Genomic DNA, 15,498 nt, shown 5'->3' with positions numbered 1-15,498 from the left:
GTGTCGCCTATGAATTTAGCTGCTTATAGATTGATTCGAGCAGTTTGTCAAAGACGACTTGTTTAAACTCCTGGTTGTTCATCACCTCCATAAAGATCTTCTCATTCCCCTCCATGCGTTCGATGAAGAGGTTTTCAAGCTGTTGGTCGAGGACGGGGGCGAAGTTTTCTTTAGTATTGACCTGGGCGGCTTGCTTGAGGTGGTTGTTCGCGATCGCGCTTTTGGTGATTTGCTCAAAAAAGAGTTGGTCAGCGGGGGTGAAGTCTGTACCAAAGCGTTCGTTGAGAGAGTCGATCAGTTGAGAGAGGGGAACCTCTTGATCCGGTTGGCGTGTCCCTACTGCGGTTGCTCCTTTGAGGGGGTTGGCTTCGCCTTCGTTGAGGTCGATTTTGCCTTCACTGATTTTTTCCAGGCGATAGAACTTCATCTCGATATCCCCTGATAGGTCTACGTTAGGCGCATCCGTACTGCGGGGGAGTTTCTTCAGGAGGAAGCGACTATAAGCATAGAGTTTTTCTAGGTCGGAATCTTGGTAGGGGATGATTTGGGCGAGGAAAAGGTACAAATTACGGAAGCTGGTGAGTTGGCTTCTAAATTGGTCTCGTTCGGCTGCTTCTAGGGTTTTGTATTGGTTGATAATGGGGTCGAGTAGGGTATTGAGCTTTTTGTGTTCTCCTCCGGTGAGGGAGGTTTTGGGGCGGAACCAGATTTCACACCATTGGTTAACATTTTCTTGGCTAAAGAGTCGCCATTGATAGAGTTGGAAGGCGAGGTCATTCAGGTGTTGGGGGTCAGCCGTTTCGCCAATGGGGGTTTGTTCGTAGTAGGGTTTAAAGGCTTTGTAGATGTCTTCGGGTGGGTTGACAAAATCTAGAACGAAGGTGTCTTCTTTCCCTGGGGCGGTACGGTTGAGGCGGGAGAGGGTTTGCACGGCTTGGACTCCAGCAAGGCGTTTATCGACGAACATGGTATGGAGGAGGGGTTGGTCAAAGCCGGTTTGGAATTTGTTGGCGACGAGTAGCACTTGGTAGTCATTGCTGGCGAACTTGTCTGGGATTTCGGTGGATTTGATTCCGCCATTCATACTCACTTCGGTAAAGCTTTCGTTAGGGAACTCTTTGAGGGGGACTGAACCGGAGAAGGCGACGAGGGATTTAATGTCGGTGTAGCCTTTGTCTTTGAGGTATTGGTCGAAGGCGAGTTTGTATTTTACCGCCTGTTCACGGGATCTGGTGACCACCATCGCCTTAGCCCGACCGCCGATTTTATGGCGGGTATGGTTGCGGAAATGTTCAACGATGATTTCGACTTTCTGGGCGATGTTGTGGGGATGGAGTTCGACGAAACGGGCGATTTCTTTGGCGGCTTTGCGCCGGGGGAGGTTGGGGTTAGTTTCTGAGCGGTGTATTAACTGGTAATAACGGGCGTAACAGGTATAGTTGGCGAGTACATCTTTAATAAAGCCTTCTTCAATGGCTTGGCGCATGGTGTAGAGATGAAAGGGCGCTTGTCCGGTTTCTCCGGGTTCGTCGAAGTGTAAGAGGGTGCGTTGTTTGGGGGTGGCGGTAAAGGCGAAGTAACTGAGGTTGGGTTGTTTGGTGCGAGTGAGTTGGGTTCGTAATAGTTTTCGTTGGGCTTCGTCGCTGAGGTTATCATCGGGTTCATCGTCGAGGAGTTGGTGGGCGATGGCTGCTTCAATCCCATCGTTGTTGAGGATTCCTCGAAGTTCGGCTGCGGTTTCTCCACTTTGGGAACTGTGTGCCTCATCGACGATAATGGCAAAGCGTTTGTCTTTGGTGGTGATGGTGACGGTTTTGCCTTTTTTCTCTAGGGTTTGGATTGCTTGGGAAATAAAGGGGAATTTCTGAATCGTGGAGATGATGATGGGGACACCTGCACCTAGGGCTTTGGCGAGTTGTTGGGTGTTTTCATCTATTTTGTGAACAACTCCGGTTTTATGGTCAAATTGATAAATGGTGTCTTGGAGTTGTTGGTCTAATATTTTGCGGTCAGTGATAACAATGACGGTATCAAAGATTTTTTCATCTTGGTCATTGTGGAGGTTGGCGAGGCGATGGGCTAACCAGGCGATGGAGTTAGATTTTCCTGATCCGGCTGAATGTTGGATTAGGTAGTTATGTCCTGATTGATGGTGTTTGGTGTGGGCGATGAGTTTCCGCACCACATCGAGTTGATGGTAACGGGGGAAAATTAGGGTTTCTTTGGTTTGGTAGTTGATTCCGGTGGCGGTGGGGATTTGGATTTCTTGGGTTTCTAGGTGGAGGAAACGGGCGAGAATGTCTAAAATACTATCGCGTTGGAGGACTTCTTGCCAAAGGTAACTGGTGCGGTATTCTCCGGGAACATGGGGATTCCCGGCGGCGTGGTTATCGCCTTTGTTGAAGGGGAGAAAGGTGGTTTCAGTTCCAGCGAGTTTGGTGGTCATCCAGACTTCTTCGGTATCGACGGCGAAGTGAACTAAGCAACGTTCTTTGAAGCGAAATAGGGGGTCTTTGGGGTCTCTTTCGGTTTGGTATTGGTGAATGGCGTTGCGGTAGGTTTGTCCGGTGAGTTGGTTTTTCAGTTCGATGGTGGCGATGGGTAAGCCGTTGAGACTGAGGATAATATCGGGAATTCCGTTGGTTTTGATTGTGACTTGGCGGGTGAGGGTGAGGCGATTTTTACGGTAGAGGGCGATGGTTTCGGGGTTCATCCCGGTGTTAGGTTGGAAGTGGGCAACTTTGAAGGTTTTACCGTAGCATTTGAAGCCGTTACGGAGGACATCAAGCATTCCCCGACTTTTGAGTTCTTTGGTGAGGCTGGCGATTAGGATTTTTTGGGCTTCTCCTGGGCTGGTGCGAGTCAGTTTTTCCCATTTTTGGGGTTGGGTGGTTTGGATAAAGTTGATAATCTCACTGTGGAAAAGGGCGGTGTCTGGGTCGTAGTTTTTTGGGTTTCCGGGGTGATAGCTGTAGTGGTTGAGGAGTTCTTGTTCGATGATAGTTTCAAATTCCTTTTCTTGGTGCATGGTATTAAATTAGTCGAGGTTTAGGAAGTCTCTGGGACTGATAATTAAGTTTTGATATGGGGTTTGAGTTTTGAGGGAGAGTAAGTCTTTATCGCCTGTCAATAAAAATTTGGCTTGAATTTCTAGGGCTAATTCGAGAAATTTGTTATCGTCTGGGTCGCGACAATCGGTTATTGCTAATGTGGTTTGACTGAATTGACTGTTATTGCGGATACTGGCTAGAAAGTCTTCTCTCCTTTGGTTAGAAATATATTTATCAAATTTAGGTTTATAAATCCGTTGGGCGAGTTCTTGGTAGGTTTGGTCGGTGTGAACTATCGTAAAGTGTTTAATGGCTTTGCTAAAGGCTTGATATGCAGTTCCATTCGGGCTAAGAACGGCGCTGATAAATATATTAGTGTCAATAACAATTAAGTCAGGATTCATCAGCTAACAGTTCTTCTAGAATTTCGTCAGTTAGTCCTTTGGCTTGCGCTTCCTGACCAATTTGTTGAAATAGGGTTAGGATGTCTTCTTGTTCTTCTTCGACGGTTTCGATGGTTAAATTAATGGTGGTGTCTTGGCTTATCCCCAAGCGTTGCAGTGCATCAGGGATATCACTAATTTTGATTTGTTTAAGGGTTTGTTTCATTGTTTCTAAAGTCCTTTAAATAGGAGTATAGCTTTTTTAAAGTTTGATGTCATCTAGGGGTAATACAGCGCTTTGCGCTCTCCATAAAGTACAGTAGATCAAAGTCCCCCTTTTTAAGGGGGATTTAGGGGGATCGACAATGTACCGCATAGCAGAGCAAACTGCTGTAATCCTTCGTCAATATCGGGGAATTCTTATCTAAGGGTTCGAGGGTGGAGAAAACTTCGAGAAGGGATTTCTTTTTATAGGGTTCGATAATCAGTTTGCCATTTTCTTGACGGATGGTAACGTCTGTGGTGTCTAGGTTAAGTTCTGGGGGAATGGGTAGGGTTTGGGTGTTCCCTTGTTGGATGAGTTTAACGTGATATTCGGTGTTCATAGGGGTTTCTAGGGTTGAGGAATGGGGACTTGGCGCACGTCGATTTTGCCTGTTACGGCGTTGGTAATTAGGGCTGTGCGGTATTCTTTTAGGAGGTCGATGGCTTGTTGAATTTTTGTTTTTTGTTGATCAATTTCGGCTATTTTTTCTCGTAAATATTGAGCAATTTTCTTCTGTTCTTCTAGTGGCGGAAGAATAACCTTTAGTAAACAAAGTTTACTAGCTTTAATTCCTAGTGCAGTCGAACCAGTACAAAGGGATTGAAGGTTTTGATAAAAAAATGCTCCCAACATCCAATATTTCAAAAAGTAGTTATCTAAACTATCAGTTTTTCCTTGCATTTTTATGATCCTTTGGGCAAGAGCAATATTGGTATCATCAACATTTGCCACTTCTCCAAGGGGTGCTTCAGTTGTTAACAAAACATCGCCAATTTCAGGTTTACCGCGTCTCATTATCTCATCATACTCATCTTCTTTGACGAACTCTTGAGATAATGAATAGTCAATTACACCATTCTTAATGTTTTTTGCTGTTACTAAGAAAACCCCATCTTTTGTCTTTTCCGGTGTTTTGCCTCGATAATCTACTAAGGACTGCAAATATTTGGTTAAGCCTACCGCTTCCCAATGTGCAGGGATATCACCTAGCCACTCGATGCCAGAATCTTTCATGGGGACGGTTGGATCGAGTCCTTTGGTGACAGCGTGGCTGATGAGGGCGGTGCGTTTTTCGTCGAGTTTTTCGAGGAGGGCTTCTTTCTTGGAAATGAGGGCATCTATTTGGCTGGTTTTGTGGTCGAGAAATTGTGCGATCGCATCCTGTTCTTCTAGTGGCGGAATTGCTAATCTCAATTGTTTTAAATCATCTTGACTTAAATTAGGCTGTCCACCACCAGCCGACAGAGCTATTAAATTAGGTCTATGCATCCATAGCCAATAATAAAAGAATGGTAAATGGAAAACTTCTGATTCTGAGAATACGCAACAAGCTTGATTAACCGTTGCATCAATTCCTAATATTCCTAACCTCCCTATAGTTGCTCCATACATAGCAATTGCGACACTACCTTTCGGATAAATTTTTAAAGTAGAGTAGTTTCTTAAAGCTTCTTTTGTAACTTTTTGAGAAGTATCTTCAATTACACTTTCTCTAAGCTCCGATGTTGTGATCCAAGGAATATCACCATCGTAGAAGTCAGGATTATCGCTTTTGGGTGTTGTACCACTTCCCACATTTTTAAATCCGTGAGTTACTTTCCAGATTTCCCAATGTTCAGGAATCTCCCCCAACCACTCAACACCAGAATCCTTGTACTTTTCATACCCCTGATACTTTCCCATTATTCGTCCTCCTTTTCTCCTGCTAATACCAAGTTGCGTTCTATCATGTCATTCTGAGCGAAGCGTGAAGCGCAGCTATAGCGAGGAACGAGCGTCGGAATCTGGACAGATGCTTCGCGTCACTCCGTTTCACTGCGTTTTGCTCAGCATGACAGATTTTACTTTAGACTGCAACTTGGTATAATTCCAAAATCTTGTTATACAAAGGTGGATAAATCCAGAAAGTAGAATCCTAAATAAGCAGAAACGATAATCATTCAAGATTTCTATTGCTCCAACATTAATTCTGCCTGTTCAACTTCCTGGGCTAATTCTTCCAAATCTTGAGAATCATCAAAAATGGAAATATCCCCTTGTTTCATCCTTTCAATAACGTCTAAACGAGAAAATCCTAGAATTTTCCCCGCCCGACTACTGGTAATCTCCCCTGCTTCTAGTAAAATCATTACATAGCCCTCCTTGGCTTTTTGTAAAGCTTTTTGCTGCACCTCAGCCGGAAGTTCGATAGTTTCCAACTGTTCATCTGAAATAATTAAAGCCATTAATTTTCCTCCCAATCCTCAATCTTTAAACCCTTTACTTGTTCAAACTCTTTTATAACTCATCATCAAGGCTATCATCTACCCCCAAGTTATCAACTTCAATCGGATCATCTGCACAGCAACCATATAAATTAAGTAACCCCGAACTATGAAGCATCTTATTTTGCTTTAAAAACTCATTTAAATCCCCTTTAGATGCAAAGGTTCCCAACTCCTGAAACTCCTCAAAATCAATTAGCCCTTCCTTAAACGCTTTCAACACCAATTGACGGAGAATTTCTTGCGGTAAATTCCCCCATTTATTTTGTACCTTTGCCGTTAACTTATCCGGTAAATTAATCGTTACCTGCATAACCTTTATCCTCCCTTTGATTCTTTTAGCTGATTCATTACACAACCATCCGTGTCAACTTAAGCTCAACCCCTCTCCAAACCTCTCCCTAGCCCTCTCCTACAAGGAGAGGGAAACGGAATATATTTTTTATTTGGAGGGGCTTTGATGCTCCCCCTTCCGTGCAAAAAAAAGCGAAGCATCCTTTGCCATCTCCCCTTGTAGGGGAGAACGAGAGGGGTGGGAAGGGGGATGGGGGGTTAGGTTTTTCCAATTCGCCAGCAGCATCGTAGGGGGGAACGAGGGGGATGGAGAAGGGGTTAGGGGATGAGGGTGAAAAGCTCCCCTTGTCGAACTTTCTACCTTAAGTCACCACCAATGTTACACTACCTCCCCCAACATCGCCATGATATCCGCCTCTAAAGACTTAATATCCTCCTCAATCGCCGCCAAGGGGCGAGGAGGCTGATACACATAGAAATGCCGATTCAAGGGAATCTCATACCCCACCTTCGTCTTATCAAAATCAATCCAAGCATCAGTGACATGGGGTAAAACCTCCGCCTCTAGATACGCCAAACAATGCACTTTTACTAATTTATTTAACCCATCTAAACCCGTTTTGCCGTCATACTCCAACGGTAAAGGTAAAGGGATATCCTCCGGTAAAGGCACAATCTCCGTATCTCGTAAACTGGTATCCGGTTCAACCTTTCCCTTGCTATCCCGACAGATTTCCGCTTCTGGGTCAGTTTCCCCCAATGCTGCTAAAATCGCCTTTTTAACTGGACTTTTCAGCTTTAATCCGGCTTGTTTTAAGACCTTTTCCATGTCCTTAATAAACACCTCACGGGACAAATAAAGTTTATTCCCATCCAGACAATACAGTGCAGCAATAATCTCCTTTTGTAAATCTTGCCCCATCTCAATTTCAAGCTGCTTCCCCTTCTCGTCTTTGCGCTTCTTACTGGTTGCCAAATTCTCAAATGCTGTTTGTTCCCACAATCGCGCCAAGCGTTCCTCACTGACTTGAAAATTCAGCCGTAAGGGACGTTCTACCGTAATCTTAAGAAAACCAAACTCCCGATTATCAAAAACCTTAGAACAAACCCGTTCTTGGCTTTCCCCATCAACCTGCACCTTACTTATCCCATTATGCTGATAATCCCCATAAAGTCGCACCAGTTCCGCGATATGGTCAGAAGATAACTCATTCCGCTTATTCCCCAGACTCTTTTTCATCTTCTGATAATGGTGCGTCCCATCAATTAACTGTACCTTCCCTTTCCGGTGGGATGCTTTCTTATTCGTCACTAACCAGATATAAGTAAAAATTCCCGTGTTATAAAACATCTGATCCGGTAACGCCACCACTGCATCAAGCCAATCATTTTCGATAATCCAACGGCGAATATTACTCTCCCCACTCCCCGCATCCCCAGTAAATAAAGGTGAACCATTAAACACAATGGCAATGCGTGACCCATCTCCCTTCGCCTCCGGTGCAGGGTACATCTTAGAAATCATGTGTTGGAGAAACAACAGCGACCCATCATTAATCCGGGGTAAACCTGCGCCAAAGCGACCCTTAAACCCCAGGGTTTGATATTCAGACTCGATGAAATTTTGCTCCGGTTTCCACTCCACCCCAAAGGGCGGATTAGCAAACATATAGTGAAACTTCTTATCGCTATGACCATCGTGGGGAACAAAGTTATTACTCTTTTGCTTCGCGTCTTTGAGTCCTAATGTGTCCCCATAGACAAGATTATTAATCGGTTCATCTTTAATCAGCAGGTCAGAACAACAAATGGCGTAGGATTCGGGGTTATATTCTTGCCCAAATAATGCCAAATTTGCGTCCTGGTTTTGCCGTTTAATATATTCCTCGGCTACTGATAGCATTCCGCCGGTTCCCGCCGTGGGATCGTATACGGTACGATAAATCCCTTTTTGAAAAACATCCTCCTCCTCACAGAAAACCAAATTTACCATCAGGCGAATCACTTCACGGGGGGTAAAATGGTCTCCGGCTTCTTCGTTTGCTTGTTCATTAAACTTCCTCACCAATTCCTCGAACAAATACCCCATTTGTAGATTCGAGAGATGCGCCGGAGACAAATCTACATCCGGACTCGCGATCGCTTGCATGACTTCATAGAGGCGATTGGCTTCATCGAGTTTCTGAATCTGCTTGTCAAAGTCAAACTTATCGAAGATGTCCCGCGCCAGGGGAGAAAAGCCATTAATATAGGCGCGGAGGTTATCGGCTAATCCTTCCGAGTCCCCCAAAAGCTTCTTAAAGGTAAACTCGCTGAGGTTATATAAAGGCTGTTGGCGATTCTCCCCGATCGCAACTTTCGCGATCGCCTTTTCAAACGCCTCCCCCGTCAAGACTTTCTCATACTTGCTTTTTGCGGCTAAAACGGCTTCCTTGGTGGGTTCTAGGACAGAATCAAGACGACGCAGCACAATCATCGGTAACATCACCTGACGATATTGAGGGGGGCGGTAGGGACCTCGGAGTTTATCGGCGATACTCCAGATCAAGCCGACTAACTCTTGATGATTGGCGTTTTGTACGGTAGTCGTCATAGAGGTTTAATAGGGTTGTTTTTTATTGTGCCAAGTTTCTAGGAATGGGTCGCGAATAAGATGCTTACATGACAATGATTTTAAGGAGAATGTCACTGACTGGTATGCTGGTGGGCAATGCCCACCCTACGGTATATCAAAGGTTTTGGCGATCTAACCAGGCAAATTTTCAGTGCCATTCATTTTCAGGATGATCAATCTGCTTTTACTCAAAACGTTTACGCTGATCTGACCAACGCTTAAGGCTATATTTATTCTCACCCGCTAGGACTAACGCCGCTGTTCCCCCATCCCCCAAATCCGCGATCGCAGTTAGTGATGTATTCCCATTGGTGGAGAATTCACTGTAGAGTAACGCCCCCTTCTCCGAAAATATTAATGTCCGGGGTTTATACTCCTGCTTGTTCGTTTCCGGGCGTTTGATATTCAGGGTTTGGCTGGTACTCGATAGATCCTCATACAGGGTTAAAACGGCTTCCGGTTCATCATTCCCGGTCAAATCCAGAGGCTGTACTAACCAATGTCCGATCTCTTGCAACATCATCGGGATAGTGGGTTCGACTTCAGGCGATCGCTTGCCACTTTTGACCAATTCCTGCCACAGTGTTGGTAATATTGCCGCTACCCATTGCGGCTGAAGTTGGTTGAGATCCGATAAGCTAATTGAACCCGGTTCTAGCCAGCGTAGCGCTGTTTGAGAATATGCCATAGGACGGCTATTTTCTTTGCTAGGTAAGGCACCTCCTGCGGCTAAAAGCTGGATCACACCATCTCGATAAGACACCGCTTGGACAGTCGCGAAGATAGTCTCCTGGCGTCCCTCCGCCGACCAGACGGCGATTTGCAGGCGCGGATCAGTATCTAAGCCGAGATATTGCCAAAGACGCTGAGTTGGTGCAACAGTTGGTAATTGCAAGTCTCTAAATGGCGTTTTACGCCAGCGCTGACCATCATTAAACGCCGCCACTTCTATCTGATACCAAACCTGTTGGGGTGCTTTTTGGAGAACTAGGGATTGGGGATTAGGGATTGAGGATTGGGCGGTGAATGATACAGGAAATGTTGCTGTACCATTTCCCACTTCCGGTTGTCGCCAATCTTCGGGCTTGACAGTTTCAATCGATTGTGCAGTAGCTAAAATTTGACTTAAATGAGGGATGATGGGTGGGACTTGGGCTAAGGCGACATCCAGAGAATCGAGGTAAGCATAAATCTGGGCATCATTATCCAGTTGAGGCTGATCGGATTCTGATTCAGGGGGTGGGAGTTGCTGCAACCAAGAGATGGCTTTAGCCCGCCCTTCTTGGGCGGCGAGAATTAAAGCCCCCCAGGTTTTTACGGTGCGATCATTAGGACTAATATTGAGGGCAGCTTCTACCCGTCGCCATAATCCCTCTGTATCGGTTTTGAGTAAATTAGCAATGTCTTGGGCGGAACCATTCAAGGCGGCGGTTTGAAATACCTGCAAGGCATCTGTCCAGCGTCCATCAATGAGATAGGCTAGAATTTGTTGTCCTTGACTTGCCCAAGTTTTGTTGGCTTGTGCCTCGGTAAATTGGGCATGAAGTCGAATCACATCCAATTGCGCTTGGACTGTCGCAGATTCAGTGTTTTTCTTGTCTTGTTGCAATCGTCGATATGCCCAAGACCATAACCCATTCCGGGCTAACATTAAGGAATTGCGATAGGTGGGACTATCGGAAGCAAATGTATTCAGAGAAATTTCGGTTAATTGAATCGGATTGAGCAGAAACTGGCGAGGTTGAACCTGGTACACCTGGAATTTGGGTTCTAAACCCACCGTTTGATTAATCACTAATTCTGGGGTTGATTCCCCGGTGACTTGTTGCCAATAGGGGGGTTTATCAGTGGGACTTTGCCATTCCAACAGAACACTCAGGTGCATTTGTTCGGGGTTGTAATGGAGGATTTGTCCATAACTTTTCGGGGATTCATCGGTGAGGCGAACTCCCCAAAGGTTAAACCAAACTCCTGTGGCGGGGGCTTTATTTTCTAAACGGTTAAATTGAGTAAAGGCTAGGGAACGAGACGCACTCCCATTAATGGCGTCGGTGGAGGAAAGAACAAAATACTCTTCTGGTTCGTTGATGGTAAGCTGAGTGACCAGTTGGTAAGCGAGTTCCGTTTGCTGGAATTCGACAGGTTGATAGAGTCTCAGTTCGACAATTTTTTGGCAATTGGTTTGACAGTTCGGCTTAGATTTTAAGATGGGTAATAAAATAGGGGTTTCTCGATAGGGTTCCCCTGTATTGAGGGATACAAGTTCTCCCGCAATTAACCCATTTTGGCGCAACTCGTCGCGTATCATTGCCAGGGTTTGCGGCGGTGAAGCATCAGCGATGGGGATGTTTGTCCATCCGGGTAAGATGCGATTCAGCCAGATCGCCGCATTGGGATCAATCATCAGGCGAATCCCTAGCCATATTCCCCCAGTAACGATCGCACCCGTGGCGATTAATGCTGCGATAGTACCTAATACAACCAAACAGCCGTTGGCTGATGATTTTTTCCGGATTCGTCTGCGGCGTCTCTTTGTGACTCCGGACAATCGTTTCCCCCTTTCACCTGCTGACCCATTATCACCGATCATCGCTGCACTGAATTAGTGATTGTGTAACCCTAAAGCCAATGGCAATACTATCGTTTTCCAGGCTAATCCGGCTACAATTAATCCCAGACCAACCAACCAAATTTGTTGTTCCACCCAAAAGGCTAAGACGAGACACCCGGCTAATCCTACCCCAGCTATCCATTTGGGATACAGTCGTTCTTGGGCAGATAGTCGTAGAGCACAAAGGTTGGTAAGGGTAAAGCCCAGCCAAGCGGTAAGATAGCGATAACCATATTCATAAGTTCCCCCACTAACGGAATTATTCGCCGCGAGTTGGGCGCTACTTAACCCATTACAGGCGGCGAGTAAGGCTGCGATCGCGACGGCTAAGATTACCGATGTTCCAGCGACTCCGGCGGCGATACCAATACTGACAAATACCCCGGTTCCCACCATCGAACCCAGTCCGACTAGGATAGCACCCCGGACATCCAATTCTCGTTTTAGCGAGGGTGGCGCGTTGGATTCTGGCATTGAGATACTCCCCTGAGTCATCGTTATGCTGCTGATCGTACCAACTCTAATAGAGTCGAATTTAAGAAATGTAGGGGCACCATCCTTGCGCCCAGAAATATTTTGGTGTTGCCGAAATCTTTAATATACCGTAGGGTGGGCAATGCCCACGGGAGCATGTCAGTTTTGCACAAAATGTTCTCGTAGGTTGGGTTGAGGAACGAAACCCAACAGGCTAACGATGGCGTTGGGTTTCGCTTACGCTCTACCCAACCTACAAAGGTGACTAGTTTTCCACCTTTGTCCACAGAATCATCGATTAGAGGCAACGCGATCGCTCACTTAATCAAGGGCGCACGTCAGTCAGGGAAAAGGGCGCACGTCAGTATCAAGGGCGCACGTCGGTGCGCCCCTACGCAGGGATACATGGGAAATTTCAATCAACTGTTACTCGTTATCTATCGGTTCCAGTTGTTTGAATCTTTTGTGACTATCAACGTTGTCACTGTTATCAATAGTGTTTAACGTGGCTTCTGATTCATTTAACGACTCAATGCTGTTAATCAAATCTAATCTATTTCTAGATACTCGATTGAACGATAACCAAACTACGGCAGTCGTGAAACTGGCTCCTATAATCACCGCTAATGGTAAAATAACACCACTTTCAGTCATCGAAACTAATGGAATGCAAATCCCTAGCATTCCCGTGGCAAAACCCCAGATAATGGCGGTGGCGGCAAGTTTAAATCCTGCTCCTTCAGTGTGACGTATCATGAGTATTTTTCACTAAGGTGTTGCTCCAACTTTCTAAAAGTATAGATACATTTCGACTGAGAAAAGCGGCAAATGGGTTAATTTCTATCCCAACAGCAGGCAATTCATGATTTTGTGCAACTAGTAATGTAGTTCCTGCACCAATCAAACCTGCGTAGGCAGGTTTCGTTTGTGTAGCTGCGGTTTTAACCGCCAAGCTATCTTATTTTTTCTCCACCAGCCTACGCACCAACGTTGCTAATTGTTCCGCACTATCCGTTACCGCTAACGATGCAGCTTTTTCTGCCATTTGCTGGAGAATTTCCGGAGATTTGAGCAAATAGGAAACCTTACTTTCGAGTAATTCGGGGGTGAGTTCAGATTGAGAAAAAACAAGAGCCGCTCCCTTTTGGGCAAAACTAGCGGCATTAAAGCTTTGGTGATCTTCTGCGGCGTAAGGATAAGGAATTAAAATAGCCGGTGTCCCCGTTATCGCCAGTTCCGTTAACGAACCTGCACCCGCCCGACTAATGGCTAAATTCGCCCGTTGTAGTAGGGCTGCCATGTTGTTATAAAAAGGCATTTCGATATAGTGGGGATGCTCTAAAGTGGAAGCGTCTGGGTCTTTCTCCCCGGTTAAATGTACCATCCAAGCGCCCAATTCAAACCAAGTCTTAGCGCATTGACGCACGAGTTGATTCACACTCACCGCTCCTTGGGAACCGCCAACCACGACGATTAAAGGCACATTTTCGGGAATCGGTAAATCTAAGGGCTGAGGCTTCCTAAAATCAGCCCGAACGGGTGTACCCACGGTGACAGTATGGGCTTTGGGTAAATACTTCGAGGCGGCGTCAAATCCTAGCGCCACCTGATTACACCAGGGACTCAGCCAGCGGGTGACTTTTCCGGGAATGGCGTTGGATTCGTGTAAAATAACAGGCAATCCCTGTAAACGTGCCGCGACGATCGCAGGTCCTGCAATATAACCGCCTGTGGTAAACAGAGCATCAAATTGCCCGGTTTGGATGAGTCGCTGCACCTGTCGGATGGAACCCACGAGGCGTCCAAAAATGCGAACTGTATTTAGTCCCAAGGGTTTCTGAAAGCCTTCGACAGGAATCTTGTGCAGGGGATAGTGTTGGGGAATCACAGATTGTTCCACACGGTTCGGCACGCCCAGCCACTCAATTTGGTACTCTGGTAACTGTTGAGCTAGCGCCAGCGCCGGAAATAAATGTCCCCCTGTGCCACTGGCAGCAATCAATAAGCGAATTGGAGTGTCAGCCAAGGTCGTTGTTCCTCCTAAAGGCTACTCTTGTGTCGAGTTAAAATCGAAAATTGGTAGTAAAGCAAGCGAATATACCATTTTATCTGTCCAATTGGAAGCCAATTTCTTTATATAAACTATTTCCTACGATGCCCCTAATGCACCATCCGGTCAATTTATTTCGTCGCGTTTCCCGTTCCTTGAGTGTACTTTTCACGGGATATGGAAAACCTCTCTCCATCCCCCCTTGCCCCCCTTTGAAAGGGGGGTTAGAGAGCGGCTTTGAATTCTCCCCAGGGTGTGAAAAGCCAGGTTCCTTGAGTGCGAAAACCAAGGCGTATTCCCTGAATGGGTCAATGATTTTGTGCTTGGCGGTGGGTTTAACTGTGGGATGGGCAACCGCGACAAAAGCAGAAGATCCAGCAACCGCCCCACCTCAGCTAAAAGAACTCCTGGCGCAAATCGATGCAGCAGCAAATCGCCGAGATGTGCAGGGTGTGATGCAGTTCTATAGCCAGGATTTTAAACATTCTGATGGCTTGACTCATCTGCAGATGGAGCAAGCCCTGAAGCAACTGTGGGAACGCTATCCCCAATTGATGTATCGCACCGAGTTACAGTCTTGGGAAAATCAAGGCGATGGTATGGTGGCGGAAACAGTAACTACCGTAACCGGAACTCAGCCAAACGGCGGTACGATGATTAAGCTTGAATCCACGTTGCGATCGCGCCAACGCTACGAAAACCAAAAAATCGTTTCCTCGGAAATTTTGGCAGAACGTTCCCAACTCACCTCTGGCGTCAATCCCCCTAACCTGCAAGTGATTCTACCGGAACAGGTGCGTATTGGTCAGTCGTTTAACTTTGATGTGATCGTCCAAGAACCCCTCGGAGATAACCTGCTATTGGGAACAGCCTTAGAAGAACCGATCAGTCGCGATCGCTACAGCCAACCTAGTGACTTTGAATTGGATTTACTATCCGCAGGCGGCATTTTTAAAGTGGGACGAGCACCCTTAAACCCCCAGGATCGCTGGATTTCAGCCGTATTGATTCGGGGTGATGGGATGACTATGATTACTCGACGCTTGAATGTTGTTGATCGGTGATTGGCGAAGATCTGATCTGGGGGTTGGTGATTGGCGAACATCTGATCTGGGGGTTGGGGATTGGCGAACATCTGATCTGGGGGTTGGTGATTGGCGAAGATCTGATCTGGGGGTTGGGGATTGGCGAAGATCTGATCTGGGGGTTGGGGATTGGCGAAGATCTGATCTGGGGGTTGGTGATTGGCGAACATCTGATCTGGGGGTTGGGCGTAGCATAAGATGTGATATGGTGGTTTTGAAGAGAATTATATCTGATCTTATGGTTCGAGAATTGATAAAATCTTATCTTTGTGTTTTTTATTTGCTAACATATTATATGGGTTTTGTTGATTGTCTAAAATATGATCTTGTGGTTTGTCGAAGAATTCGCTTTTAGATTTTAGTAAAAAAAATATATATTTGGGATAGAATTCTTCTACAATACATAAA

Annotated in this window: 14 protein-coding genes and 1 pseudogene; 2 read left to right on the top strand and 13 right to left on the bottom strand. The window is 45.9% G+C overall.

What is annotated here, in order from left to right:
- Positions 1-7: 7 nt before the first annotated feature.
- The 13 genes and pseudogenes from RIM23_RS07095 to murG all read right to left on the bottom strand — a co-directional run bounded on the left by RIM23_RS07095 (position 8) and on the right by murG (position 13,981).
- The gene (locus RIM23_RS07095; RefSeq protein WP_446365706.1) at positions 8-3,028 is read right to left on the bottom strand and encodes a type I restriction endonuclease subunit R; all 3,021 of its coding nucleotides are present in this window, start codon (positions 3,026-3,028) and stop codon (positions 8-10) included.
- A gap of 9 nt (positions 3,029-3,037) precedes the next feature.
- The gene (locus RIM23_RS07090; protein WP_446359434.1) at positions 3,038-3,454 is read right to left on the bottom strand and encodes a putative toxin-antitoxin system toxin component, PIN family; all 417 of its coding nucleotides are present in this window, start codon (positions 3,452-3,454) and stop codon (positions 3,038-3,040) included.
- On the bottom strand, positions 3,444-3,659 hold the full coding sequence (locus tag RIM23_RS07085) for a hypothetical protein (protein WP_446359433.1): 216 nt from the start codon (positions 3,657-3,659) through the stop codon (positions 3,444-3,446). Before RIM23_RS07085 ends, RIM23_RS07090 begins: the two co-directional genes overlap by 11 nt.
- A gap of 124 nt (positions 3,660-3,783) precedes the next feature.
- On the bottom strand, positions 3,784-4,038 hold the full coding sequence (locus RIM23_RS07080) for an antitoxin (RefSeq protein WP_446365704.1): 255 nt from the start codon (positions 4,036-4,038) through the stop codon (positions 3,784-3,786).
- 8 nt (positions 4,039-4,046) lie between these two features.
- On the bottom strand, positions 4,047-5,381 hold the full coding sequence (locus RIM23_RS07075) for a restriction endonuclease subunit S (RefSeq protein ID WP_446365702.1): 1,335 nt from the start codon (positions 5,379-5,381) through the stop codon (positions 4,047-4,049).
- A gap of 266 nt (positions 5,382-5,647) precedes the next feature.
- Complete coding sequence (locus RIM23_RS07070; protein WP_446365700.1) at positions 5,648-5,923, bottom strand: UPF0175 family protein; 276 nt, start codon at positions 5,921-5,923, stop codon at positions 5,648-5,650.
- 52 nt (positions 5,924-5,975) lie between these two features.
- Positions 5,976-6,275: a hypothetical protein gene (locus tag RIM23_RS07065; protein WP_446365698.1), complete on the bottom strand. Its 300-nt coding sequence runs from the start codon at positions 6,273-6,275 to the stop codon at positions 5,976-5,978.
- A 360-nt stretch (positions 6,276-6,635) separates the two neighbouring features.
- Positions 6,636-8,849: a type I restriction-modification system subunit M gene (locus tag RIM23_RS07060; protein WP_446365696.1), complete on the bottom strand. Its 2,214-nt coding sequence runs from the start codon at positions 8,847-8,849 to the stop codon at positions 6,636-6,638.
- Between the two features lie 205 nt (positions 8,850-9,054).
- On the bottom strand, positions 9,055-11,418 hold the full coding sequence (locus RIM23_RS07055) for a hypothetical protein (protein WP_446365694.1): 2,364 nt from the start codon (positions 11,416-11,418) through the stop codon (positions 9,055-9,057).
- Between the two features lie 254 nt (positions 11,419-11,672).
- A pseudogene (locus RIM23_RS07050) lies at positions 11,673-11,955 on the bottom strand (amino acid permease); the annotation flags it as partial.
- A gap of 426 nt (positions 11,956-12,381) precedes the next feature.
- Entirely contained in the window at positions 12,382-12,711 is a 330-nt protein-coding gene (locus RIM23_RS07045; RefSeq protein WP_446365692.1) for a hypothetical protein, read from the bottom strand.
- Positions 12,695-12,907, bottom strand: coding sequence for a hypothetical protein (locus RIM23_RS07040; protein ID WP_446365690.1), 213 nt, complete (start codon positions 12,905-12,907; stop codon positions 12,695-12,697). Before RIM23_RS07040 ends, RIM23_RS07045 begins: the two co-directional genes overlap by 17 nt.
- Positions 12,908-12,913: 6 nt before the next feature.
- Positions 12,914-13,981: an undecaprenyldiphospho-muramoylpentapeptide beta-N-acetylglucosaminyltransferase gene (murG, locus tag RIM23_RS07035; protein WP_446365688.1), complete on the bottom strand. Its 1,068-nt coding sequence runs from the start codon at positions 13,979-13,981 to the stop codon at positions 12,914-12,916.
- Between the two features lie 296 nt (positions 13,982-14,277).
- Between murG and RIM23_RS07030 the strand changes: the two genes are divergently transcribed.
- Positions 14,278-15,069: a YybH family protein gene (locus RIM23_RS07030; protein ID WP_446365686.1), complete on the top strand. Its 792-nt coding sequence runs from the start codon at positions 14,278-14,280 to the stop codon at positions 15,067-15,069.
- Complete coding sequence (locus tag RIM23_RS07025; protein WP_446365684.1) at positions 15,066-15,287, top strand: hypothetical protein; 222 nt, start codon at positions 15,066-15,068, stop codon at positions 15,285-15,287. Before RIM23_RS07030 ends, RIM23_RS07025 begins: the two co-directional genes overlap by 4 nt.
- The last annotated feature ends 211 nt before the right edge of the window (positions 15,288-15,498 follow it).

The organism is Coleofasciculus sp. G3-WIS-01, assembly GCF_040223135.1.
Classification (GTDB): domain Bacteria; phylum Cyanobacteriota; class Cyanobacteriia; order Cyanobacteriales; family Coleofasciculaceae; genus Coleofasciculus.
The sequence above is the reverse complement of the archived record's forward strand: the minus strand, read 5'-3'. Positions and strand labels throughout refer to the sequence as shown.

What these genes read in the sequence shown, in the direction of transcription:
- RIM23_RS07095 (WP_446365706.1), bottom strand. Translation starts at nt 3,028, where the DNA reads ATGCACCAAGAAAAGGAATTTGAAACTATCATCGAACAAGAACTCCTC.
- RIM23_RS07090 (WP_446359434.1), bottom strand. Translation starts at nt 3,454, where the DNA reads ATGAATCCTGACTTAATTGTTATTGACACTAATATATTTATCAGCGCC.
- RIM23_RS07085 (WP_446359433.1), bottom strand. Translation starts at nt 3,659, where the DNA reads ATGAAACAAACCCTTAAACAAATCAAAATTAGTGATATCCCTGATGCA.
- RIM23_RS07080 (WP_446365704.1), bottom strand. Translation starts at nt 4,038, where the DNA reads ATGAACACCGAATATCACGTTAAACTCATCCAACAAGGGAACACCCAA.
- RIM23_RS07075 (WP_446365702.1), bottom strand. Translation starts at nt 5,381, where the DNA reads ATGGGAAAGTATCAGGGGTATGAAAAGTACAAGGATTCTGGTGTTGAG.
- RIM23_RS07070 (WP_446365700.1), bottom strand. Translation starts at nt 5,923, where the DNA reads ATGGCTTTAATTATTTCAGATGAACAGTTGGAAACTATCGAACTTCCG.
- RIM23_RS07065 (WP_446365698.1), bottom strand. Translation starts at nt 6,275, where the DNA reads ATGCAGGTAACGATTAATTTACCGGATAAGTTAACGGCAAAGGTACAA.
- RIM23_RS07060 (WP_446365696.1), bottom strand. Translation starts at nt 8,849, where the DNA reads ATGACGACTACCGTACAAAACGCCAATCATCAAGAGTTAGTCGGCTTG.
- RIM23_RS07045 (WP_446365692.1), bottom strand. Translation starts at nt 12,711, where the DNA reads ATGATACGTCACACTGAAGGAGCAGGATTTAAACTTGCCGCCACCGCC.